22 protein-coding genes are annotated in these 21,717 nt (G+C 54.3%); 10 read left to right on the plus strand and 12 right to left on the minus strand.

Features of this window, described 5'->3' with window-relative positions:
• Window positions 1-40: 40 nt before the first annotated feature.
• A complete protein-coding gene (locus tag OES20_03440) occupies window positions 41-2,125 on the minus strand; it encodes an EAL domain-containing protein (GenBank protein ID MDH3633736.1) in 2,085 nt (694 codons plus the stop codon).
• 110 nt (window positions 2,126-2,235) lie between these two features.
• On the opposite strand from OES20_03440, the gene efp reads away from it, so the two are divergent.
• Together efp and epmA are read left to right on the plus strand one after the other, a co-directional pair.
• Complete coding sequence (efp, locus tag OES20_03445) at window positions 2,236-2,805, plus strand: elongation factor P (GenBank protein MDH3633737.1); 570 nt, start codon at window positions 2,236-2,238, stop codon at window positions 2,803-2,805.
• 19 nt (window positions 2,806-2,824) lie between these two features.
• Complete coding sequence (epmA, locus tag OES20_03450) at window positions 2,825-3,757, plus strand: EF-P lysine aminoacylase EpmA (protein MDH3633738.1); 933 nt, start codon at window positions 2,825-2,827, stop codon at window positions 3,755-3,757.
• 379 nt (window positions 3,758-4,136) lie between these two features.
• Here epmA and asd read toward each other — a convergent pair whose 3' ends face one another.
• From asd to OES20_03465, 3 genes are read right to left on the minus strand one after another with little or no spacing between them, the layout of a single operon-like run.
• Complete coding sequence (gene asd / locus OES20_03455) at window positions 4,137-5,018, minus strand: archaetidylserine decarboxylase (GenBank protein MDH3633739.1); 882 nt, start codon at window positions 5,016-5,018, stop codon at window positions 4,137-4,139.
• The gene (locus OES20_03460) at window positions 5,003-5,443 is read right to left on the minus strand and encodes a copper chaperone PCu(A)C (protein MDH3633740.1); all 441 of its coding nucleotides are present in this window, start codon (window positions 5,441-5,443) and stop codon (window positions 5,003-5,005) included. Before OES20_03460 ends, asd begins: the two co-directional genes overlap by 16 nt.
• Window positions 5,430-6,050: an SCO family protein gene (locus OES20_03465; GenBank protein MDH3633741.1), complete on the minus strand. Its 621-nt coding sequence runs from the start codon at window positions 6,048-6,050 to the stop codon at window positions 5,430-5,432. Before OES20_03465 ends, OES20_03460 begins: the two co-directional genes overlap by 14 nt.
• A 55-nt stretch (window positions 6,051-6,105) precedes the next feature.
• Here OES20_03465 and prmB point away from each other — a divergent pair, with 55 nt between their 5' ends.
• The 5 genes from prmB to OES20_03490 are packed head-to-tail and all read left to right on the plus strand — an operon-like array spanning window position 6,106 to window position 9,350.
• Window positions 6,106-7,032: a 50S ribosomal protein L3 N(5)-glutamine methyltransferase gene (gene prmB / locus OES20_03470; GenBank protein MDH3633742.1), complete on the plus strand. Its 927-nt coding sequence runs from the start codon at window positions 6,106-6,108 to the stop codon at window positions 7,030-7,032.
• Window positions 7,033-7,043: 11 nt separating this feature from the next.
• Window positions 7,044-7,889 carry a class I SAM-dependent methyltransferase gene (locus OES20_03475; GenBank protein ID MDH3633743.1) on the plus strand — a complete coding sequence of 282 codons (846 nt, stop codon included), beginning with the start codon at window positions 7,044-7,046 and terminating at the stop codon, window positions 7,887-7,889.
• A 2-nt stretch (window positions 7,890-7,891) separates the two neighbouring features.
• Window positions 7,892-8,674 (plus strand): co-chaperone DjlA, encoded by a 783-nt coding sequence (djlA, locus tag OES20_03480; GenBank protein MDH3633744.1) that lies wholly within the window; start codon window positions 7,892-7,894, stop codon window positions 8,672-8,674.
• A complete protein-coding gene (locus OES20_03485; protein ID MDH3633745.1) occupies window positions 8,674-8,979 on the plus strand; it encodes a DUF2007 domain-containing protein in 306 nt (101 codons plus the stop codon). Before djlA ends, OES20_03485 begins: the two co-directional genes overlap by 1 nt.
• Window positions 8,980-8,993: 14 nt before the next feature.
• A complete protein-coding gene (locus OES20_03490; GenBank protein ID MDH3633746.1) occupies window positions 8,994-9,350 on the plus strand; it encodes a hypothetical protein in 357 nt (118 codons plus the stop codon).
• On the opposite strand, the gene OES20_03495 is transcribed toward OES20_03490, so the two are convergent.
• The 3 genes from OES20_03495 to OES20_03505 are packed head-to-tail and all read right to left on the minus strand — an operon-like array spanning window position 9,347 to window position 11,956.
• Window positions 9,347-9,970, minus strand: coding sequence for a LysE family translocator (locus OES20_03495; GenBank protein MDH3633747.1), 624 nt, complete (start codon window positions 9,968-9,970; stop codon window positions 9,347-9,349). The two genes, OES20_03490 and OES20_03495, sit on opposite strands and share 4 nt — an antisense overlap.
• Complete coding sequence (locus OES20_03500) at window positions 9,967-11,370, minus strand: aminotransferase class V-fold PLP-dependent enzyme (GenBank protein ID MDH3633748.1); 1,404 nt, start codon at window positions 11,368-11,370, stop codon at window positions 9,967-9,969. Before OES20_03500 ends, OES20_03495 begins: the two co-directional genes overlap by 4 nt.
• Before the next feature lie 4 nt (window positions 11,371-11,374).
• A complete protein-coding gene (locus OES20_03505; protein MDH3633749.1) occupies window positions 11,375-11,956 on the minus strand; it encodes a uracil-DNA glycosylase family protein in 582 nt (193 codons plus the stop codon).
• Window positions 11,957-12,281: 325 nt separating this feature from the next.
• Between OES20_03505 and OES20_03510 the strand changes: the two genes are divergently transcribed.
• The 3 genes from OES20_03510 (at window position 12,282) to OES20_03520 (ending at window position 14,508) form a co-directional block, all read left to right on the plus strand.
• Complete coding sequence (locus tag OES20_03510) at window positions 12,282-12,674, plus strand: CbiX/SirB N-terminal domain-containing protein (protein ID MDH3633750.1); 393 nt, start codon at window positions 12,282-12,284, stop codon at window positions 12,672-12,674.
• Between the two features lie 240 nt (window positions 12,675-12,914).
• Window positions 12,915-14,270, plus strand: coding sequence for an aspartate aminotransferase family protein (locus tag OES20_03515; GenBank protein ID MDH3633751.1), 1,356 nt, complete (start codon window positions 12,915-12,917; stop codon window positions 14,268-14,270).
• Window positions 14,271-14,307: 37 nt separating this feature from the next.
• Complete coding sequence (locus tag OES20_03520) at window positions 14,308-14,508, plus strand: hypothetical protein (GenBank protein ID MDH3633752.1); 201 nt, start codon at window positions 14,308-14,310, stop codon at window positions 14,506-14,508.
• A gap of 24 nt (window positions 14,509-14,532) precedes the next feature.
• On the opposite strand, the gene OES20_03525 is transcribed toward OES20_03520, so the two are convergent.
• The 5 genes from OES20_03525 to OES20_03545 form a co-directional block, all read right to left on the minus strand.
• Window positions 14,533-15,618, minus strand: a complete 1,086-nt coding sequence (locus OES20_03525) for a mechanosensitive ion channel family protein (GenBank protein ID MDH3633753.1) — start codon at window positions 15,616-15,618, stop codon at window positions 14,533-14,535.
• Entirely contained in the window at window positions 15,612-16,991 is a 1,380-nt protein-coding gene (locus tag OES20_03530; protein MDH3633754.1) for an L-serine ammonia-lyase, read from the minus strand. The genes OES20_03525 and OES20_03530 overlap by 7 nt, the downstream gene beginning before the upstream one ends.
• Before the next feature lie 96 nt (window positions 16,992-17,087).
• The gene (gene gcvP, locus OES20_03535; GenBank protein MDH3633755.1) at window positions 17,088-19,970 is read right to left on the minus strand and encodes an aminomethyl-transferring glycine dehydrogenase; all 2,883 of its coding nucleotides are present in this window, start codon (window positions 19,968-19,970) and stop codon (window positions 17,088-17,090) included.
• 117 nt (window positions 19,971-20,087) lie between these two features.
• On the minus strand, window positions 20,088-20,873 hold the full coding sequence (locus tag OES20_03540; protein ID MDH3633756.1) for a putative DNA-binding domain-containing protein: 786 nt from the start codon (window positions 20,871-20,873) through the stop codon (window positions 20,088-20,090).
• Window positions 20,874-20,875: 2 nt separating this feature from the next.
• Window positions 20,876-21,715: a DUF692 domain-containing protein gene (locus OES20_03545; GenBank protein ID MDH3633757.1), complete on the minus strand. Its 840-nt coding sequence runs from the start codon at window positions 21,713-21,715 to the stop codon at window positions 20,876-20,878.
• Window positions 21,716-21,717 lie beyond the last annotated feature (2 nt).

Raw genomic sequence — 21,717 nt, forward strand, 5'->3', positions numbered from 1 at the left:
ACCTGTTTCGGCAGAGCCAGGTCACATCTTTGGGCCGCGCCTACATGGAGCTGAAATCGTAATTCAATTCCTTGTCCGGTGCCTGCAGGAATTCGCCCTGCACGAAGTCGACATTCAATGTCCACAAGACACTCAGTACTGCCGCGTCAGTGACACCGGGAGTGATCGTATTAACACCCAGATCGTCCGACTGGTAGGCGAGTTCGCGAATACTTTCCTGATTCTCTTTATTCTGCGCGAGATTATCCATATAGGCATGGTTGATGCGTACGTAGTTCGCGTTGACGTGCTTGACCAACTGAAACGGATTCAGTCCAGTGCCAAACTCGTCGATGGCGAACTTACAGTGGATTTGCTGGAGGCCCTTGGCCAGGATTTTGGCAGCTTTCAATTGATTCACCGCCTGCGCCTCGTTGATCAGGAACACGAGTTGCTCTCCGCTTACCTTTGCCTTGCTCAGGTTTTCCGATATCCAGACCGCGAGCCCGGAGTCCTGGAATGAATCAGCGCTCAGGGCCACGAAGAATTCGATTTTACGGCCGTGTTTGCTGGTTTCGGAAATCTTTTTGATGGCGTGCAGTATCCTCCAGCGATCAAGCATTTTGGCAGTGCCGGTGCGTTCCGCGGCGCCCAGGAAATCATGCTCGTAAAGCGTGCGCCCATCCTTGGTGATGATTTCAAGACTCGAGATGTAGCGTTCTCCTCCCTGAGCCTTGACGCCAATAATGGGCTGATAAAGCCCGCTGATCCGGTTACTATTAAGCGCTTCCTTGATAAGGCTGGCCGTATTCCGGTCGTCTTCTTCCTGGGTCATTTCCCCCGCTTTCGGGATATAGGTTTTTGATTGATTGCCGCCGTTATCCTGAATTTCCTGACAGGTTTTCTCGGCACGGGATATGATTTCATTTGGATTATCAGGAGTATTCTCGTCGATAAACACGACTGAGGTGCTGCAGGTTGTACTGATCGATTGATTACCGATTTCCGATATGTGTCCCTCAACCAGGCTGGGTATCCTGTCAGCGAGCTCCTCGGCGGCCTTTCGTTCCTTAATTTTAATCAGGCAGGTGTAGGAGCAAGCGCCAAAGCGGGCGATGATGTCTTCATCGCCAGTGTTTTTGGTCAGGATTCCGGCGATATCTTTAATCAATGTATCGCAACCTGAAATTCCGATCATATCGCGTATCGACTGGAAATTATCGATGGCAATGTAAATTAAGGCTGACTGACTTTTGCCATTGACTGCCAGGGTGATCGCAGTTTTCAGTTCGTCCATGAAAAACGGGCGGTTTAATAGTCCGGATATCAGGTCGTGCTGGTGCAGGTAGTTGATCTGTTCCTCGAGTTCCGAGGTATCAGAGCCAGAGCGAATCAGGATCTGGGTACAGGGTTCTCCATCATAACTGGCGCGAGAAAATTCAAGCTTTGCAGAAATTCTCTCACCGCTGCTATGAATGAGCTGCAGCTCGAGCTCGTTGGTTTCATTTTCGTTTTTGCTGAGTTCACGTAAAAAGGTTTTCAGTTCGCTTTGTTGCGACGTGTCAACCATATCAATGATCGGGGTACCCTCGAGTTCATCGAAGTCAGCATTACCAAACAATTCCATGTAAACCTCGTTGGCAAAAATATGCATTCCTTCATGGACATAGGCCACGGCATCTTTTGAATGGGAAAGCAGGTTCTGGCAACGTTTCTCGCTCTCCTGGAATTCGAGCTCGAGCCGCATAGCGCGCCGCCACATATTAATATTGTAAGCCTCGCGTTTTATCACGTGAATCAGGTGCTCGAGACTGTCACTGGCGACAACATCCTGTGCGCCTTCCTCAATCGATCTGACGATGACCTTGGAATCCAGTTTTTTTGCCATCGCGATGAGTGATACATGGCGCCCGCATTCGCGGATCAGGTGTTGACCCTGGCCCAGCGTGAAATCAGTCAGATCGACTGAAAACAGTACCAGGTCCAGAACCTTGTTTTCCAATAGATCGCACATGTCTTCGCTGTTTTCAGCAAATTCAGCGCGCACATGCATGCCGGCGGCACGCAAGGAACTGGTTATTTGCTCCGCCTTGTGAAAGCCCTCGTCCACAATAAGCAGGCGAATCAGTTTTTCTTCGTTTTCCATAGTCTCCAGCAGTGATAATGTAACCACTCTTCCTGCAATCAATAATAGTCGATATATTTCGAATCAAACATAGAATCCGGTATGATTAGCCTTTTCCCACCAGGACGGCAATGGCTAGTTATAGTACAAACGAATTTCGCGGCGGATTGAAAATCATGCTTGACGGAGATCCTTGTGCCATTATCGAAAACGAATTCGTCAAACCGGGCAAGGGGCAGGCATTCAATCGCGTCAAGATTCGTAATCTGAAGACGGGGCGAGTGCTGGATAAGACCTTTAAGTCGGGCGATACCGTCGATGCAGCCGACGTCGTCGATACCGAAATGCAGTATCTCTACAGCGATGGCGAGTTCTGGCATTTCATGGATCCACAAACTTACGAACAGCAGGCCGCCGACGCCAATGCAGTAGGCGATGCAAAGCTGTGGCTCAAGGCCCAGGACAACTGTGAAGTGACGCTCTATAACGGTAGCCCGATTGGCGTTACGCCGCCTAATTTCGTCGAACTTGAAATCACCGATACCGATCCCGGTTTGAAAGGTGATACCGCCCAGGGCGGTACCAAGCCGGCGACGCTGGAAACCGGCGCCGTGGTCAAGGTGCCGTTATTCCTCGAGATAGGCGAACTGGTGAAAGTGGACACCCGGTCCGGTGAATACATGTCGCGGGTGAAAAAATAGCCGGGAAAACAAACTCCCCATGAACTGGCAGCCATGCGCGAATCTGCCGGTTATTCGCGAAAGAGCAAGAATTTACCGACAAATCCGGTCATTTTTCAACACCCGTGGTTGTCTCGAAGTAGATACTCCCTTGCTGATGCCGACCACGACTACTGATGCGCAGATCGCTTCCATTGGAATACCGGATGGTGATCAAAAGCGTTTCCTGCAAACTTCGCCCGAATTTGCGATGAAGCGCCTGTTGGCTGCAGGCAGTGGCTCGATTTTCCAGCTCGGTCATGCCTTTCGTCAGGGTGAGGCCGGACGCCTGCATCATCCCGAGTTCAGCTTGCTCGAGTGGTACCGGGTAGGATATGACTACCAGCAACTCATGGACGAAATAGAATTGCTGATTACAACACTGAGCCTACGGCAGTGCAGCTTTACCCGAATCAGCTACCGGAATTTATTCAGGGAGAAACTGGACCTCGTATTTGAAGAAATATCCCTGGAAGAACTTCGCGGCCAATGTGCAAGCCGGGTTCCTGACATGAACAGTTCATCACTTGACTATGATCAGTGTCTCGATTTATTGCTGGGTACGGTCATCGCACCGGCGATGCGAGGTTACCAGTTCGTCTACGATTACCCGATTTCACAGGCCGCACTGGCGCGCATCCGCAAGGACGATGGCAATGTTGCGGAACGGTTCGAACTTTTTTTCGACGGGATTGAACTCGCAAACGGCTTTTCCGAGCTCACTGACGCCGCGGAACAGCGGTCGCGCTTTGAGCGGGATAATGCCTTGCGTCTTGAAAGAGGATTGCCGCAGCACCCGATTGATGAGCGTTTGCTGGCAGCGCTTGAATCGGGCATGGAAGATTGTGCCGGGGTCGCGCTGGGGCTCGATCGCTTGCTGATGGTGTTACTCGAACTAGATTCTATCGACCAGGTTCTGACTTTCACCGACTAAACCGGCATCACGTTCCGCCCCCTCAGGGGTAATTCAGCTAAAGATGTAATCACGCGGACGCTACCTAAGGGGTAAACACGGAAAAGTGTAGCGCGGCAGGGATGCCGCGCTCCAAGCGATTCCATGGACGGACCAACCGGCGCTTGCGCCGGCTGGGAGCGCCTTTTACGTGCTTACCCCTTAGGTAGCCGAATCATAGGGGCGTGGGCATTGGGGCTTGTTTGCGAGAAGCTGTGCGACGGAGTGCCGTATCACGACATCCCGCGCGCGAGCCTACATGGATGTATCGGTCCGACGCATCGGCACGGCGCTACCGCAAACAAGTCTCGATGACCGCGCCGTTGGTCAGAGCATTAATGGAGATCGGTATTAGCAGGTATCAGGTCGGGAATTGACCGATGGGCTGGCCCATTTTTACGCTTTTGCCAGGGGCGAGATTCGGTAACCATTCGACCTGCCTGGTGGTTAGCAGGATCACCGTTGAACCCATGTTGAAGCGACCCATCTCGGCACCCTTGGAGATTTCCTTGCGGGTATGGCTATAGTCGTACTCGCTGATTTTCTTGCCTATTGGCGGCGTTACCAGGCCACTCCAGACGGTTTCGATTGCGGCAACGTTGAATGCCCCGACCATCACCATTACCATTGGTCCGACCGCGGTTTCAAAGTAACAGGCAAGTCTCTCGTTGCGCGCAAACAGGCGGGGAATTTCTTCGACCGTCCACTGTGCGACACTGAACAAACGGCCGGGAACGTGAATCATGCGCTGCATATTTGCATCCATCGGCATATGCACGCGGTGATAATTGTACGGGGCAAGATAAATGGTTGCGAAATTGCCATCGGCAAATTCAGCTGCCATTGCCTTGTCGCCGCCGAGCAATTCGAGCGCGCTATAACCGCGCCCCTTGGCCTGCATAATGGCGCCCGCACGAACCGGCCCCGACTGTGATACGGTGCCGTCGCAGGGGCAGGCGAGGGTATTTTCGCCCGCTGCAATGGGTCGAATACCGTGTTTCAGGGGCCGGACAAAGAACTCGTTGAATGTCTGGTAGTAATCGATTTCTGGTTCTTCGGCCTCGTCCATGTTGACGCCGTATTTTTTCACAAACCAGTTAATCATTGGCCCTACCTGTGGACCACGCAGGCGCGTAATAAAATAAACCACGCGCGATACTGCATGGTGCGGCATTACCATGAACAGTGCTTTTAAAAACTTCTGTTTTTTAGATAACTCGGCCATCGCTACTTTTTCACCCACATCTCGAGCTTTTGTTCAGATCCGTCGTCGAACAGGATAAGAATTTCTATCGAATCGCCAATCTGCGTGGGTTCGCCTGGATTCATCATCATTAAATGTAGTCCACCCGGGGTGAGCTGCACAGTAGAATCAGGTTCTATTATTAAAATTGGAATCCTCTCCATGCGCATCATGCCATCCTGCGCGATAGTCTGGTGAATTTCGATACTGTCAAAGGCGTCGCTGCTCAAAGAAACGATGCTCACCGTTTTGGATTGCGGATTATGAATCGTCATGTAGCCGGCGCGAACCGGCACTGACGGGGGCAGGTTCTTGATCCAGGAATCGCGGATTTCAAGCTGCGCGAGTGCGAAGCCCGGAAACACCAGCAGCAGAAGCAGCGTCAGGCGGATCATCATGGTTTGAAAGTCTCTAGTTATATTCAACAATGCGGGTCAGGTCGCGCGCCATTGCCAATGGATCATGCGGTGCGCTGAATAGCCCGGCAAATTCGGCCTGCGGGTTAATCAGGACAATGGCCGAACTATGGTCAACGTCATAACTGGGATTGTCACCGGCTTTATTCCGTATATTGTGGGCGATGCCGAGCGAGCTGGTTAGCAAGGTTAGTTTTTCCATGACCGCTGTTGCGCCGGTAAAGCCGGGATTGAAATAGTTGACATAAGTTGCCAGAGTCTCGGCATTATCGCGCTCGGGATCTACCGATACAAAATATATACGCACGGCTTTGGTGACATTCGGATCCTCGATAGCATTGGCCATGTCGCTCAGAGTCTGCAGGGTGGCGGGGCAGATATCGGGACAATGGGTATAGCCAAAAAACATCAGGCTCCAATTTCCGCTTAACGTCGTGCGGTCCATCACCTGTCCATGGTGATCGACGAGCTCGAAATCTGGTAAGGCTCGAGCCTGTTCACCAAACCAGAGGCCAGCTTCCAGTTCGATTGGTTTGTTGCTACTGAGATACCAGGAAATCGAGAATCCGCCGATCAGGGCGAGCAGTGCGACGATTGCGATACTCGATTTATTCATGGTCGTTATGGTGTAAAATCCGCGGCATTATATTTCAATTGGTAGTAAACACAACGTGTCGATTCCGGAACCTTTGCAAGCCCTGACCACGATTCGCGATTTCATTCGCTGGGGGAGTAGCGAGTTTTTACGCAGCGAATTAACCTTTGGTCACGGTTTCACCAGCGCGATTGACGAAGCCCGGTACCTCACCTTGCATGCGCTGGCCCTGCCGTATGACTGGCCGGATGAATACCTGGATACAGTACTGACAGCCCCAGAGCGTGAGCAGGTCATCGATATCTTGCGCTTGCGGGTCAATTCGCGTCAACCAGCAGCCTATATCACGGGTGAATCCTGGTTCTGTGGCCTCAAGTTCTACGTCGATGAGCGCGTGCTGGTACCGCGCTCACCGATTGCGGAGCTCGTCTCGGATAAATTTGAACCCTGGATTGATAGTAATCGGGTGCGTCGGATTCTCGATCTTTGCAGCGGCAGCGGTTGTATCGCGATCGCTGCAAAATATCATTTTCCCGATGCCGAGGTTTTTGCGTCGGATGTGTCACTCGATGCGCTTGAAGTCGCGAGGACGAATCTTGAACTGCACGATCTCGTTGACGAGGTAACGCTTTTTGAATCCGATCTCTTTGACACGATACCGGTGCAGCAGTTTGACGTCATCGTCTGCAATCCGCCCTATGTCGATGCGGAAGACATGGCACGGCTGAGCGACGAGTTCCAATATGAACCTGAAATAGGCTTGCGTGCAGGTGGCGACGGTTTGTTGCTGGTTGACCGAATCCTGGCCCGTGCCGGTGAGTTCCTCAGCGATCGTGGTGCGCTCTTTATCGAAGTGGGTAACACCCGGGCGGCAATGGAAAGCAAGTTTGATTTTTTACCGATGACCTGGGTTGAATTTGAATTTGGCGGTGGTGGAGTATGCTTTATCGGGGCACAAGACCTGAAGCAGCAGCAACCGGCGATTATGGCCATTGCCAGTTAGCCGGCTTTAATATGAACGCGAAAGTAGATTCCAGGGAAGTCGGACTAGTCGCCGGACTCAACCTGTTTAATTTTTTCCTGGGCACCCGTGATTTGCATTATGGTTTTTGGGAGGATGACCTGGAAGTCTGTATCCAGAACCTGCCCGAGGCCCAGAAACGCTACTCGGATTTTCTGATCGGTCATATCCCGCAAGGGGTTCAGCGTATTCTGGACGTTGGTTGCGGCGCCGGCGGTGTCGCCACCGAATTATTGGCCCGCGGCTATAAAGTTGAAGGGGTCTCCCCGAGTCCGCTGTTATCGGAGGCCGCACAGCAACAGGCTGGAGACAGCTTCAAGATCCATCACGGCCGTTTCGAAGATGTTTCATTTGACGCCGATGAAAAATTTGACCTCGTGTTGTTCAGTGAAAGCTTTCAGTACATCACGCTCGACACGGTCCTCGAAAACGCCCGACAGCTTCTCGGTCCGGGCGGGTATATTCTGATTTGTGATTTTTTCAAGACCAACGCGGCCGGCAAATCGGTGATCGGTGGTGGGCATCCGATCGACAAGTTCATCGGGGCCCTGGACCGATCGGGTCTGGAGGTGCTGGAGGACAAGGATATAACACAGCAGACCGCACCCAACCTGGATATTGTTAATCAAATGGGACACGAACTGCTGTTACCGACCTTCAAGCTGGTCGGTTATGCCTTCGATCGAAATCATCCCTGGTTGTCCAGAATACTGCGTTGGAAATACCGCAAAAAAATCAGAAAAATAGATCGCAAGTATCTCAGTGGTGAACGCAGCGGTGAAAATTTTGCCCGCTACAAGGTTTACCGCCTGCTGCTGCTGCGTAAACCGGAGCACTAATTATGGCCTGGTGGGGTAAAGCGCTCGGTGGTGCATTTGGCTTCATGATCGGCGGGCCGCTCGGGGCCCTGATGGGCATCGCTTTCGGACATAGTTTCGATCGTGGTCTGGGCCAGCTCGGTGTTGGCGAATCCGGGGCGGACCAGGAGCGTACCCAGGCCGCATTCTTCACCGCTACCTTCTCGGTGATGGGGTATATCGCCAAGGCCGATGGCAGGGTAACGCCAGACGAGATAAAACTCGCGGAGGCGGTCATGGATCGCCTCGGTCTCAGTGCTGAAATGCGCAGTTCCGCAAAGAAACTGTTCAATGAAGGGAAGGCGAATGACTTTCCCATCGACGAGGTTATGGAGCAGTTCCGACGCGAAACGCACCGACGTACGACCCTGATCCAGATGTTTCTCGAAATCCAGCTACAGGCAGCTTATGCCGATGGTGTCATGCACCCGGCCGAGAAAGACGTGCTGGCCAGGATTTGTGAGCACCTGGGGATCCCCGCTTCGCAGCTGGATCGGCTTGAAGAAATGTTGCGCGCCGGTTTCGGACGCCCCGATTATGATCCCGCAACAACCAGAACATCGCTTAAGGATGCATATCGACTGCTGGGTGTCGACGAAAGCGTCAGCGATGCCGAGCTCAAGAAGTGCTATCGCCGCTTAATGTCGCAACACCATCCCGATAAACTGGTTGCCAAGGGCCTCCCTGAACAGATGATTGCGGATGCTACCGCGAAAACACAACAGATCAAGGCTGCTTACGAACTGATTCGCAAATCCCGCAAGTGATGAAGAAGGTCTACACACACGAAAACCGCATGATTGTTTTCAACATGAAAAACGTGCTGCAGGGAGCCGGCATAGAAACGGTCGTGGTTAACGAGTTTGCCGCGGGAGGTGCCGGCGATTTACCGACGTTCGATACCTGGCCCGAACTGTGGATCGAGGATGAAACCATGCTCACGCAGGCCCAGGCGATCGTGAAGGAAATTCTCTCGGATGAAGGGAATGCCGCACGGTTTTGTCAAAAATGCGGAGAGCAAAATGAGGCGGCGTTTCGAATCTGCTGGAACTGCGGCAACGCGTTGGAATAGCGAGGAACAGGCTGATGAGATATGTGATTACCGGTTTGATATTACTGTCGACCCACGCCTACGCGGGCGAGGTCGACATTGTCGAGGTCACCGTGGAATGCCCTGGCAGTTGCACTTTTTCGGTCACGCTCGAGCATGCCGACCAGGGCTGGGGTCATTATGCCAACCAGTGGGACGTGATGACGCTGGACGACAAGCTACTGAAATCGCGCGTGCTGCACCATCCGCATGATAATGAACAACCTTTCACCCGCTCATTGTCCGGCGTAATAATTCCTGACGGAACCAACCGGGTGAAAATACGTGCACGGGATTCAAAGCACGGTTACAGCAGCGAGGAATTTATCGTCGATATCCCGGCACGCAACTAGCGTTCCTGCCAAATCAGGCGTAAGCCCAGGAAAACCAGTACGCCACCGGGAAGCCAGCGCCGTACCAGGACCGCGAATTTGCCACGGGTACGCGTTACCCCGGCGGCCACCAGGTAGGCAATCGACCCGTTGACGATGGCCCCGGTTAACAGGAACACCGAGCCCAGAGCCAGCGAAATCAGGAAACCCGGGGTTGCCACCGAGTTTAAGAACTGAGGAATAAATGCGATAAAGAAAAGCGCTATCTTGGGATTGAGGGCATCGACCAGCAGTCCACGGCGAAAGAACTGCCAGTCGTTGACGCCATCCTGGTAAGCTGCTGTGGGCTCGACTTGGTGCCTGTTTCTCAACAGGTCGATCCCCAGGTAAATCAGGTAAGCCGCGCCGAGATACTGAATGATCTTGAACGCAATCGGCGCGGTCGCCAACACGGCGGCAACACCGCTCGCGGCGAGTACCACGTGAACAAAGGCGCCTGCCGTCATGCCAAGGACCGCAAATATCCCCGCTCTGAATCCGCGTGCTGCGCTTACCGATGTAACCAGCAGCACCGAAGGACCCGGAGACAGATTGACCGCGAGACAGGCAATGATGAGTAAAATAAAACTTTCAGGGTTCATGCTGACGTGGCGAGTGCCTGTGCGCGTGCATCGACGAAAGCCTTAACCGAGCGCGAAATATCCGTCGGCATAGTGGCCCAGGAGCAAATGCTGACACGAATCACGTTACGTTGTTGCCATTGGGTGCCACCGACCCAGCATTCGCCGGATTGTTGAATATTCTTTATTGTCTCTGTGGTTATCGCATCACTGCCGCAAGCCACCAGGACCTGGTTGAAGACGACATCGTTAAGAATTTCGAAACCCTGTTGTTCGAGTTCCTCGGCAAATTGCCGCGCACGCAAATGAAATCCGTAAACCAGGTCGTCGAGGCCGGATTTGCCCAGGTATTTCAGTGCCGCCCAGAGTTCGCATATGCGCGCGCGGCGCGACATTTCAGGGGTATGCAACATGCCGTCACGATTGTCGCTGTAGACGATATAGGCACCCGAGGCATGCAGCGCGTTTACCAGCGCGTCACGATCCCGACACATGATGACACCGCTGTCATAGGGCGTGTTTAGGGTTTTATGACCATCGAATGACCACGAATCCGCGAGTTCGATGCCCGCGGTCAGGTGTTTCAAGTGCTGACTGGTAGCGGCCCAGAGTCCGAAGGCTCCATCCACATGCACCCAGGCCCCGGCTTGTTGTGCCCTGGTGCAAAGGATCTTAAAGTCGTCGAAGGCGCCCGAGTTAACGTTACCGGCCTGCAGGATGAGGATAGTCGACTGGTCAAGCTCCGGGACCTTGTCGGTTTCGATTCGGCCCGCGGCATCGGTATCGATCCATTCGACATTATCGATACCGAAGCCGAGCAATGCGATTGCCTTCGATACGGTACCGTGCGCCTGTTTACCGGTAATTACACGCAACCGGGGTGCGCCTGCGAATCCCCTGCGGTTTATGTCCCAGTCCAGGCGTTCAAAATTGCGTTGCCTGGCTGCTGCTAAACCACAAAAAATCGACATTGAAGAACCGCTGACGAATCCGGCAACACTTGATCCGGGTAGCGCAAACAGTTCGCGCAGCCAGCCTTCGGTGATTTCTTCGAGTCGCGATGCAAGCGGTGACGACAGGTACAGCGGCGTATTCTGATCCCAGAAATCGGTGAGCCAGCGCACCGCCAGTACCGCCGGTATCACACCGCCGTTGACCAGGCCGAAATAACGCCCACCGATTTGAGCCACGGTAGCCGGTGAACCGAACTCGTGCAGCTGCTTCAATATCTCGAGCGAGTCCCCCGGATTGTCTGGCAAAGGTTCATCGAAGCGGGCCAAATTTTCGAGCGCCGCAGGGGTTGGAAAAACATTGCGCTGCAGGGCCTGGTCGGCATAGTTATAGGCGGCATCGCGTGCCACGTCGAAAATAGCCTTCTGCTCCATTTCGCGGAACATTTGGCTGCGAATTTCATCACTCATCAATTTAATCCGTTAACGCCTGTTTTATCCTGGTTTTCAGAGTCGGCAGCAGCTCGGCTTCGAACCAGGGATTAGCCTTAAGCCAGCGATTGTTCCTCGGGCTTGGATGCGGCAAGGGTATCATGGTTGGCCAGTAATCCTGCCAGGACTGCACCAGTTCGGTCAGGGAACGTGAACCCGAATCAAAGTGATAGCGTTGGGCATATTGCCCCATGACCAACGTCAATTTAATTTGTTGCATATGGCCAAGCAGTTGCGCCCGCCATTGGGTTGCGCATTCAGGGCGCGGCGGCAGGTCACCCGATTTACCGGTACCCGGATAGCAAAATCCCATCGGCAAAATGGCGATCTTGGCCGCATCGTAGAAAATCTCGCGACTGATCCCCATCCAGTCGCGTAGCCGATCTCCACTTGGATCGTCGAAAGGAATACCGGTTGCATGAACCTTACTGCCGGGTGCCTGCCCGGCGATCAGGATTCTGGCAGTTTCCGAGCACTGCAACACCGGATTGGGACCCAACGGCAGATTCGGTTCGCATAACCGGCAATCGGCAACTTCGGTGAGGAGTGATTCAAGTGTAACCATTAAGATACCTCAAGCTCCTGGAAAACCGGGTGTCGCAATAGTCAGATCACTGTAATTTGATAACTGGCCGGATTCAAGTTGTTAATCGAACGCACAATCCCCCGCGCTGTCGCTGAATGGCGCGGTCGTAGTCATTAAATTAGCGAATCGGATTAAAAAAATACCGGAAGGGATCCAAACACGTACTGACAACGTACAATCAGAGGCAGTTCAAAGTGGTTAGTGAGTGTTAAGCGCGGCTTTCTCCGGTAGCATAATACCCAGATTGTCGACGTCGATACTACCGCTTACGTTGAAATTAAATCCTTCACCCTGGACCCGAGTTATGAAAGCTTTGATGTTAATTGCGCACGGCAGCCGCAAACAGGCGGCAAATGATGAAGTGAGCCGGCTTGCGCAACAGATTTCGCGGCTTGAAGACAGTGAATATGACGCCGTTGTGCCGGCATTTCTCGAGTTTGCCGAGCCCGATATTCACCAGGGCGTGGAGCGCTGCGTCGAACAGGGCGCCGACACCATCATTGCTATGCCATATTTTCTGGCCGCAGGCAGGCACGTCGCGGAAGATATCCCGAAGGAGATCGAGTGCGCCCGGGCCGGCAATCCGCAGGTTAATATCGAGATATCGCAGTACCTGGGTGAGAGCGAAGCCATGGCCCGCCTGATAGTTCAGTGCTCGCATCAGGCCAGTCGAACTGGCGAATCATCTGCAACCTAGGTGGCGCAGTCTCACAATACTTATTTCCCGGTAGCGACAATACCGCGATCGTTCAATATCCCTGACGCGATACCATTGCCATTGTTCGCAACAGGGGCATGTTATTTTTCCGGTTGAATGAAATAGTTACTGGTAATCCGCCAAAGCGGGTTCCATCAATCCGGTGAACCCCTATAATGTGATGTTTCGCGGCGCAGCCCCGACGGCGTCGATCCTAATCCCGAAACAGAGAGTAATCCTATGAATGCTCCACTCAGCAATAGCGCCTTGATCGAGAAAGACCAGGCACACATGATCCATCCGCTGCATCATAATCCCGCGCACGCCGCTGGTGGACGGGTCTGGATCAAGGCGGAGGGGTCGCATCTGATTGATGCAGACGGCAATCGCTTCATTGACGGGTTGTCCTGTTTGTGGAATGTCAGTTGCGGTCACGGGCGCGAGGAACTGGCCGATGCGGCATCACGGCAGATGCGCCAGATGGCGTTTTGCTCGAGCTACAATGGCAGCTCGAATCCACCCGCGATCGAACTCGCCGACCGGCTTGCCGCGATGTGTTACCCGCAAATCAATAACTTCTATTTTACCTCGGGCGGTGGGGAATCCACCGATAGTAACTTCAAGCTCGCGCGTTATTACTGGAAGGCCAAAGGCAAACCCGAAAAGACCAAAGTCATCAGCCGGATCTGGGGCTATCACGGGGCCACCTTCGCCGCGATGTGCGCCACTGGGATTGCAGGCTACTGGACCTCTTTCGAACCTCGTATTCCCGGATTCAGCCATATCCCGGCGCCCGATCCCTATCATTACCCGGTGCCGGAAGACGGTTCCTCGCAGGGCATCGCTGCCGCCAACGAGCTTGAAAAAGAGATTCTCAAGCAGGGGCCTGAAACCGTGGCGATGTTTATTGCCGAACCGGTGCAGGGCGCGGGTGGCGTAATCGTGCCGCCGGACGACTATTTTCCGCGCATCCGCGAGATTTGCGATAAGTACGAGGTGCTGTTTGTCGCGGATGAAGTCATCACCGCTTTCGGTCGAACCGGCAAACTGTTCGCGCTTGATCACTGGGGTGTGCAACCCGACCTGGTGCAGTTCGCCAAGTCGATTACCTCCGGCTATTTACCGCTTGGCGGCATTGGCATTAGCGATGAAATCGCCGAAACCATTCGCAGCAGTGAAAAGCCCTGGATGCACGCCTATACCTACAGCGGTCACCCGACTACCTGCGCCGTTGGCCTGGCAACCCTCGACTTTATCGAGAAGCACGATCTACCGGCACAGGCGGCCAGCAAGGGTGATTACCTGCTTGAGAAGTTGCACCATGAACTGGATGGTCATCCGCAGGTGGGTAACGTGCGTGGCAAAGGCATGATGTGCGGGGTTGAACTGGTTGAAGACAAGACCGCTAAATCCTGGTATCCACCCGAGTGGGGCGTCGGCCCCAAGATGACAAAGGCGTTGATCGATCACGGGGTATTCACGCGTATGCGTAGCGAAGTTATCTGTATCGCGCCACCACTGACTACCGACGAGGCCACCCTCGATGAGCTGGTTGCCGGAGTGCGCAGCGCAATCGTCGACGTGTTTGGCGAATAGAGACAGGCCTTAAACCCGGCCTGAAAATCGGCTGCCCATGTTTTTTTTTCTGCTCGGAGTCAGTCTGCTGGCAGCAATTCTGGGTCTTTTCTGGATCAAGGATCGGTTGCAGAGCCCGGTGCTTGCCCGCATCGCTTTTTCCGAACCGATTGCCCGTCTCGCGGTGGTTGCTGCCGTTTTCATTGTATTAGGACTCTTGCTTTTTCTGTCTGATTTCAGCGCGAGTGTCCTGGAATAACCCGAAAGCGCGGACGGTTATTAATCACCGTTTGGATTCATCTGGCATTTGCTTGATGTACAGGTCGTGCTTGGAGTAGGGGATCTCGATATTTTCCTCGATAAAGCGCTTGTAAACCTTGCTGTTCAGGATATCGAGAACCCGGCCGCGCAGCACCGGCTGCTCGATCCAGCAGAGTAATTCGAAGTCGAGGCTGGAAGCACCGAACTGGCGGAAGCGTACCCTCGGTTCGGGTTCCTCGCAGACGTTCTCGTCCGCCAGCGCGATATCCATCAGGATTTCCCGTACCTTGTCGATATCGGATCCATAGGCAACACCGACCACGACGCGAATGCGAAATTTCACTTCGGGCCCACCGGATTCGTTGATAATTTTAGTATTCCCCATGACCGAATTAGGTACGGTAATTTCGATGTCATCACGGGTTCGCATGCGCGTGCTGCGAATGCCGATGTGGGTAATTTCCCCTCGCTCACCGGTTTCCAACACCACGAAGTCGCCGATTTTGTAGGGGGCATCGGCCATGATAAACACCCCGGAAAACAGGTTTGCCAGTGTGTCCTTGGCGGCAAAACCAACCGCGATACCGACGATTCCGGCCGATGCCAGCCACGCGGTCATATCGACATTCCAGGCCGAGAAAATGACATAAACCGCGAGCACCACGATGATGATCATGGCAATATTTTCAAACAGGGGCAGGGTCTGGGGATGCAGGATCGCCACGCGCTTTTGATTGGCAGCGACAGCTCGCAATATGGATCGCACCACGCGCATCAGGAATACTGTCCAGACGATAAAGGCGATGGTCTGCAGGCTCGAAAAAATAATGGATTCGAAAGGAGCCGCGATTGCCAGCAGGTTAACCGAGAGCGCAATGCCAATCAGGATGACGCTGATATAAATTGGACTGTGAAAGTATTCGATTATCTGGTCATCAAACGTAAACCGTGTGCGTGCCGAGAGCTTTTTTAACGTGGCACTAATAAACTTATCGAAAATCCAGGCAAGAATTAGAAAGACAAAAACAACGACCACTGCTTTGAGCCAGGGATGATCGCCAAACACCCCGAGGTAGGGAGCCATCCAGGTTTGCAGATCGCTCAGCATTCGATGATATTCACCGCGAGACCACCGCGCGCGGTTTCCTTGTACTTGGTTTTCATGTCGGCGCCGGTTTCGCGCATGGTCTTGATGACCTTGTCGAGCGATACGAAGTGCTGGCCATCCCCACGCATCGCGATTCTGGCAGCGTTAATCGCCTTGACCGACGCCATTGCGTTACGCTCGATACAGGGCACCTGCACCAGCCCGCCGACGGGATCGCAGGTTAATCCGAGGTTATGCTCCATGCCGATCTCGGCTGCGTTCTCGACCTGTTCGGGGGTGCCACCCAGGACCTCGGTCAGGGCACCCGCCGCCATCGAACAGGCGCTGCCGACTTCACCCTGGCAACCGACTTCGGCGCCCGATATCGACGCGTTTTCCTTGTACAGAATGCCGATTGCGCCGGCGGTCAGTAAAAATCGCACGATACCGTCGTCATCCGCGGCCGGGTAGAAGTGCTGGTAGTAATGCATGACCGCCGGGATGATACCCGCGGCACCATTGGTGGGTGCGGTAACCACGCGCCCGCCGGCTGCATTCTCTTCGTTGACCGCGAGTGCCCAGAGATTGACCCAGTCCAGCGTCACCAGCGGGTCTTTATAGGTAATACCGGGCTCACCCCTGAGTTTGCGGTACAGGTCGGCAGCACGTCGCTTGACCTTCATGCCGCCCGGTAAAATCCCCTCGTTGTGACAGCCGTTTTTGACGCAGGTACGCATTGTTTTCCAGATGTCGAGCAGTCCCTGGCGGATCTCGGCCTCGTCGCGCCAGGTTTTTTCATTTTCGATCATTACATCGCTGATCGACAGGTCGTGGTTGGCACAGTGAATCAGCAGGTCAACTGCGCTCAGGAACGGATAGGGCAATTTGGTATCGTCCTCGACGATGCGATCGCTCCCCTGCGCACTTTCGTCAACGATAAAACCGCCGCCGACCGAGTAGAAAGTCGATTTCCTGAGTTCTTCGCTATTGGCATCGAAGGCACTGAAGGTCATGCCATTGGAATGAAACGGCAGCGTCTGGCGACGATGCATGATGAGCTGCTTTTTCTCGTCGAACTTGATATTTCGCTCGCCGAGTAAATTCAGTTGCTGGCCGGCACGAATCGATTCGAGACGGGAGTCGACGCTACCGGTATCGACCGATTCGGGCAGCTCTCCCTCGAGACCGAGCATCACTGCCTTGTCACTGCCGTGCCCCTTGCCGGTCGCACCGAGCGAGCCGTACAGATCGGCTTTTACTTTTACGACCTCGCCCAGCAGGCTATCTTGCTTGAGATCCTGCACGAATTTATGTGCGGCGCGCATCGGCCCTACCGTGTGGGAGCTCGACGGTCCGATACCAATTGAAAACAAATCGAAGACACTAATCGCCATCGGGCAATCCTATCTTAGTGTGAGGCCGCTGTATAACACCAGAACAAGGCAACAAATACGCCAGAACACCGCTGCTAACGCCGGGTTGTCGTCTGGCTACGCTTCGTCTTGTTCCAGGTAGGCGGACAGCGGCGGGCAGGAACAGACGACATGGGTATCGCCATAGACATTATCGACCCGGCCTACCGGCGACCAGTACTTGTCGTTACGCAGCGAGGGCAGCGGGTATGCTGCCAGTTCACGACTGTAGGCATGATCCCATTCGTCGGCACAGACCATGTCGACCGTGTGCGGAGCGTTTACCAGCGGATTGTCATCGGGACCCATTCGGCCTTCCTCGATATCGCGAATTTCCTGCCGGATCGAAATCATCGCGTCACAGAAGCGGTCCAGTTCCTCCTTCGACTCCGACTCGGTCGGCTCGATCATCAGCGTGCCGGCCACCGGGAAAGACATGGTCGGTGCATGAAAACCGTAATCGATTAAACGTTTCGCGATATCGTCGACGCTGACCACGTCCTTGACCACGCGCGTATCGATTATGCATTCGTGCGCGATCAATCCGTTCGGACCGGTGTAAAGTATCGGAAAATGGTCTTTTAAGCGATTGGCGATATAGTTAGCATTCAAAATCGCGGTGGCGGTAGCCTGGGGTAAGCCGTCGCGGCCGAGCAGGGAAATATAGGCCCAGCTGATCGGCAAAATCCCCGCGCTGCCGAACGGCGCCGCAGCCACTTTGTTGATGCCGCCGTCTGATTTCAGGTTGGTTGACGGCAGGAAGGGTTTCAAGTGTTCCCGGACCCCGATCGGGCCTACCCCGGGACCGCCGCCACCGTGCGGAATGGCGAAAGTCTTGTGCAGGTTCAGGTGTGACACGTCGCCGCCAAATTTGCCCGGGGCGCAAACGCCGACCATCGCGTTCATGTTGGCGCCGTCGATGTATACCTGCCCGCCGTGCTGGTGCACGATATCGCAGACCTCGCGCACGTCGTCCTCGAACACGCCGTGGGTCGACGGGTAAGTGATCATGATCGCGGCGAGCTCGTTGCTGTGTTTCTCACACTTGGCGCGCAGTTCGTCGAGATCGATGTTGCCGTTTTTCGCCGAGCCGACGACCACGACCTTCATCCCGGCCATTTGCGCCGACGCCGGGTTGGTGCCGTGGGCCGAAGCCGGTACCACGCAGATATTGCGATGCCCCTCGTCACGGCTCTCGTGGTAGGACTTGATGGCGAGCAGACCGGCATACTCACCCTGCGAGCCCGCGTTCGGTTGCAGTGAAATTGCGTCGTAACCGGTGCAGGCGCATAACATTTGCTCGAGCTCGACGATTAACTGCTGGTAACCCTGTGCCTGGTCCAGCGGTACAAACGGATGAATGCGTGCGAAACCGGGCCAGGTGACCGGGATCAACTCGGTTGCCGAGTTCAGCTTCATCGTGCACGAGCCGAGCGGAATCATTGTCCGATCGAGCGCCAGATCCTTGTCCGCGAGCTTGCGCATGTAACGCATCAGGTCGGTTTCAGAGTGATGGCTGTTAAAAACCGGGTGGGTCAGGAAATCGCAGCTGCGGATCAATTGCGGTGGCAATGCCGGCTGTATTTTATTATCCAGCTCATCGATGGAAACGTCGCTACCGTGGTCGTGGGTAAAAACATCGTACAACCTGGCGACGTCACCGCGGGTCGAGATTTCATCGAGCGAAATTCCAATTGTATGCGCGTCGACCTTGCGCAGGTTCATCTGCTTCGAGCGCGCCGCGGCGAGAATGAATTCAGTGGCATTACCGGTATTTATCGTAATCGTATCGAAGTAATGCCGGGTGTTGACCTCCAGTCCGAGGGCACGTAACCCCTCTGCCAGCAGTGCGGTCAGACGATGTACTCGTTGCGCGATCCGGGTAATTTCACCGGGGCCGTGGTAAACCGCGTACATGCTGGCCATGATCGCGAGCAGGGCCTGCGCGGTGCAAATGTTACTGGTGGCCTTTTCCCGGCGGATGTGTTGCTCGCGCGTTTGCAGCGTCAGGCGCAACGCGGTCTTGCCGCGGCTGTCCCTGGAAACACCGATCAGGCGCCCGGGCAGAGAGCGTTTGAAAGCATCGCGCGTGGCCATGAATGCCGCATGCGGCCCTCCATAACCTAGCGGTACGCCGAAACGCTGGGACGAACCAACCACGATATCGGCATCGAATTCCCCGGGCGGGGTCAGCAGGGTCAGGCTCAGCAAGTCGGCCGCCACCGTCACCAGTCCCTTTTTCTCGTGGATCTGTGCTACCAGGTCGCGGTAGTCGTGAACTTCACCGGTCGAGCAGGGATACTGCAACAGGACTCCGAATAGCTCCGGGTTATCGGCCGCGGCAAACGGGTCGCCGATCACGCACTTGATATTCAAATGCCTGGCGCGGTTCGTGACTACCTCGATGGTTTGCGGGTGACAGGTATCGGCGATATAAAACACGTCGCTCTTGCTTTTAGACAGTCGGTGGCACATGGTCATGGCCTCGGCCGCGGCGGTGGCTTCGTCCAGCACCGACGCGTTGGCCATCTCCATTCCGGTCAGGTCGCTGACCATGGTCTGGAAATTGAGCAGCGCTTCGAGGCGGCCCTGCGATATTTCAGCCTGGTACGGCGTATACGAGGTGTACCAGGCCGGATTACGTAACAGGTTGCGCTCGATGACCGTGGGTGTCTGTGTGTTGTAATAACCCATGCCGATAAAAGACTTGTAGAGCTGGTTGCGAATCGAAATTTCATACAGACGCAACAGCACTTGGCGCTCGCTGAGGCTGCTCTTGACCTCCAGGGGCTTACGCCGGCGGATCGATTCCGGCACGACCTTGTCGAGTAACTCATCCATGTTTTTCATGCCGAGCTCGGTTAGCATCGCGTTTTCCTCATCTTCACTATTGCCGATATGGCGGCGGATAAAACCGTGGAAGATATCGAGATCCGTTAACTTGAGTTCAGGATTTGGCATTTGAGTGGTCCTTTATACGGGGACGTAAGAAATAAACCATGTTGTTCATGTTTTGATGATGCTGACAAGCTTACCCTTTTAGAGCGCTCATATTAACACTAAAAATAGCGCTTCACGCTAGTCATTGCTGAGGCTTAAAACCAGCTGGTCTCCTATCCATTGCTTCAGAAATCCCGCGGCCACCAGCCCTACCTGCGAAGCATCGATCCATTCAAGTAAACCTTCACAGATTGTCGCAAAATTCGCCCCGTTTGCAGCTTGATCGAGGGCCCAGGCTTCGTGAACCTCGAGCGAACGCCACTGGATTTTCAGGTCCCGTCGCCACAGCATCCAGCGTTGCGCAATCTCGGCGCGCTGTTTTGGCGGTACCTCGGTATCGGTATCCAGCGCGTTCTCGATCAGCGGCACATTCCAGTGCAGATCGAGCCAGGTGAGTGCCGTTATGAATTTAAACGTAAATTCTGGCCATGCTTCGGCGGGAACCGCCGCCACGTCTTCCAGCTGAACTGGTTGCGGGCAATCAGCGGCGTCGAAGATCATCGTTTGCGCCCACTCGTAACGCGCCAGCTCCTGCAAAAACCCGGCGTCCTCACCGTCATAAATATTGTCGAGATAAGTGGGCAGGTAACGGCCGAACCAGCGTACCGAGGGATCGCTGGAAGGGAAGTGGCGCAGGTAGTCTAGCGCCAGGTTTTCAAATGCCTCCCGGCCGATGGTTTTCTGCAGCGCGGAATAATCGACGGCGAGACAGTCGATGAGACGAATGCGATAGGCATTGTAGTAAGTGCCGAGCCGATGTTCGGCAAGCGCATTTTCGGTGCTGGTTATGTCCTGCTCGATATCATCCGATCCGTCAATCAGGTAGTGCTGGAAGCGCAGCTGCAAATCACGCAAGTGAGACATGGTCAGACCCGGTAGTAGGGTTCGGCGATTCGGCGAGCGTGCTCCAGCTCTGCCAGCACGGTATCGAGCTCGGGGATATTGCCATCGCGTTCGATCATCGTGGAAACCGGGCCGAAACGTTTCGCGGTCTCTTCGTAAAGTGCCCATACGGGCTCTATGACATCCTGGTCATGGGTATCGATAATCAGGTTGCCATCATTGGTATGGCCCGCCAGGTGGTGCTGCCAGACTCGTTCGACGGGCACGCCGTCAAGGTATTCGACGGGATCGTAATGGTGGTTATAGCTACTCACGTAGATATTATTGACGTCGAGCAGCAGGTAGCAATCGGCCCGGTCGGCAATCTCGCTAAGAAATTCCCATTCAGGCATCGCGTCTTCGCAGTAGGTAATATAACTCGAAAGATTTTCGATCAGCATTTGCTGGCCGAGGAAGTCCTGCACCCGTGAAATCCGGTCTGCGACGTGATTAATGGCTTCCTCGGTGTAGGGCAGGGGCAATAGATCGTGCATGTTTTTATGATCGACACCAGTCCAGCAAAGATGATCTGAGAACCAGCGGGGCTCGATGCGTTCAATCAGGGCCTTTAGTTTTTTCAGGTATTCAAAATCAAGCTCGTCGGTAGTGCCCAGTGACATCGACACGCCGTGCATCACCATCGGGTAATCCTGGCGGATTGCATCGAGAAAATAGAGCGGCTTGCCGCCTTCGATCATGTAGTTTTCGCTTAAGACTTCAAACCAGTCGATGTTTGCTGGTTTGCGGTCGAGAATATCCTGGTAATGCTCGGCCCGCAGTCCCAGGCCGAAGCCAAGAAATGGTTTAGACGAGGGCTCTGTCATAG

It is taken from the genome of Gammaproteobacteria bacterium (assembly GCA_029862005.1).
In the GTDB taxonomy this organism is placed as follows: Bacteria; Pseudomonadota; Gammaproteobacteria.

Excerpts from the sequence above, each read along its gene's own strand:
- OES20_03530 (MDH3633754.1), bottom strand. The coding sequence starts at position 16,991 with ATGGCGATTAGTGTCTTCGATTTGTTTTCAATTGGTATCGGACCGTCG.
- OES20_03485 (MDH3633745.1), top strand. The coding sequence starts at position 8,674 with ATGAAGAAGGTCTACACACACGAAAACCGCATGATTGTTTTCAACATG.
- OES20_03495 (MDH3633747.1), bottom strand. The coding sequence starts at position 9,970 with ATGAACCCTGAAAGTTTTATTTTACTCATCATTGCCTGTCTCGCGGTC.
- OES20_03440 (MDH3633736.1), bottom strand. The coding sequence starts at position 2,125 with ATGGAAAACGAAGAAAAACTGATTCGCCTGCTTATTGTGGACGAGGGC.
- OES20_03520 (MDH3633752.1), top strand. The coding sequence starts at position 14,308 with ATGTTTTTTTTTCTGCTCGGAGTCAGTCTGCTGGCAGCAATTCTGGGT.
- OES20_03500 (MDH3633748.1), bottom strand. The coding sequence starts at position 11,370 with ATGAGTGATGAAATTCGCAGCCAAATGTTCCGCGAAATGGAGCAGAAG.
- OES20_03540 (MDH3633756.1), bottom strand. The coding sequence starts at position 20,873 with ATGTCTCACTTGCGTGATTTGCAGCTGCGCTTCCAGCACTACCTGATT.
- OES20_03515 (MDH3633751.1), top strand. The coding sequence starts at position 12,915 with ATGAATGCTCCACTCAGCAATAGCGCCTTGATCGAGAAAGACCAGGCA.
- epmA (MDH3633738.1), top strand. The coding sequence starts at position 2,825 with ATGAACTGGCAGCCATGCGCGAATCTGCCGGTTATTCGCGAAAGAGCA.
- djlA (MDH3633744.1), top strand. The coding sequence starts at position 7,892 with ATGGCCTGGTGGGGTAAAGCGCTCGGTGGTGCATTTGGCTTCATGATC.
- efp (MDH3633737.1), top strand. The coding sequence starts at position 2,236 with ATGGCTAGTTATAGTACAAACGAATTTCGCGGCGGATTGAAAATCATG.
- OES20_03525 (MDH3633753.1), bottom strand. The coding sequence starts at position 15,618 with ATGCTGAGCGATCTGCAAACCTGGATGGCTCCCTACCTCGGGGTGTTT.
- OES20_03510 (MDH3633750.1), top strand. The coding sequence starts at position 12,282 with ATGAAAGCTTTGATGTTAATTGCGCACGGCAGCCGCAAACAGGCGGCA.
- OES20_03475 (MDH3633743.1), top strand. The coding sequence starts at position 7,044 with ATGAACGCGAAAGTAGATTCCAGGGAAGTCGGACTAGTCGCCGGACTC.
- OES20_03490 (MDH3633746.1), top strand. The coding sequence starts at position 8,994 with ATGAGATATGTGATTACCGGTTTGATATTACTGTCGACCCACGCCTAC.
- OES20_03465 (MDH3633741.1), bottom strand. The coding sequence starts at position 6,050 with ATGAATAAATCGAGTATCGCAATCGTCGCACTGCTCGCCCTGATCGGC.
- OES20_03545 (MDH3633757.1), bottom strand. The coding sequence starts at position 21,715 with ATGACAGAGCCCTCGTCTAAACCATTTCTTGGCTTCGGCCTGGGACTG.
- gcvP (MDH3633755.1), bottom strand. The coding sequence starts at position 19,970 with ATGCCAAATCCTGAACTCAAGTTAACGGATCTCGATATCTTCCACGGT.
- OES20_03505 (MDH3633749.1), bottom strand. The coding sequence starts at position 11,956 with ATGGTTACACTTGAATCACTCCTCACCGAAGTTGCCGATTGCCGGTTA.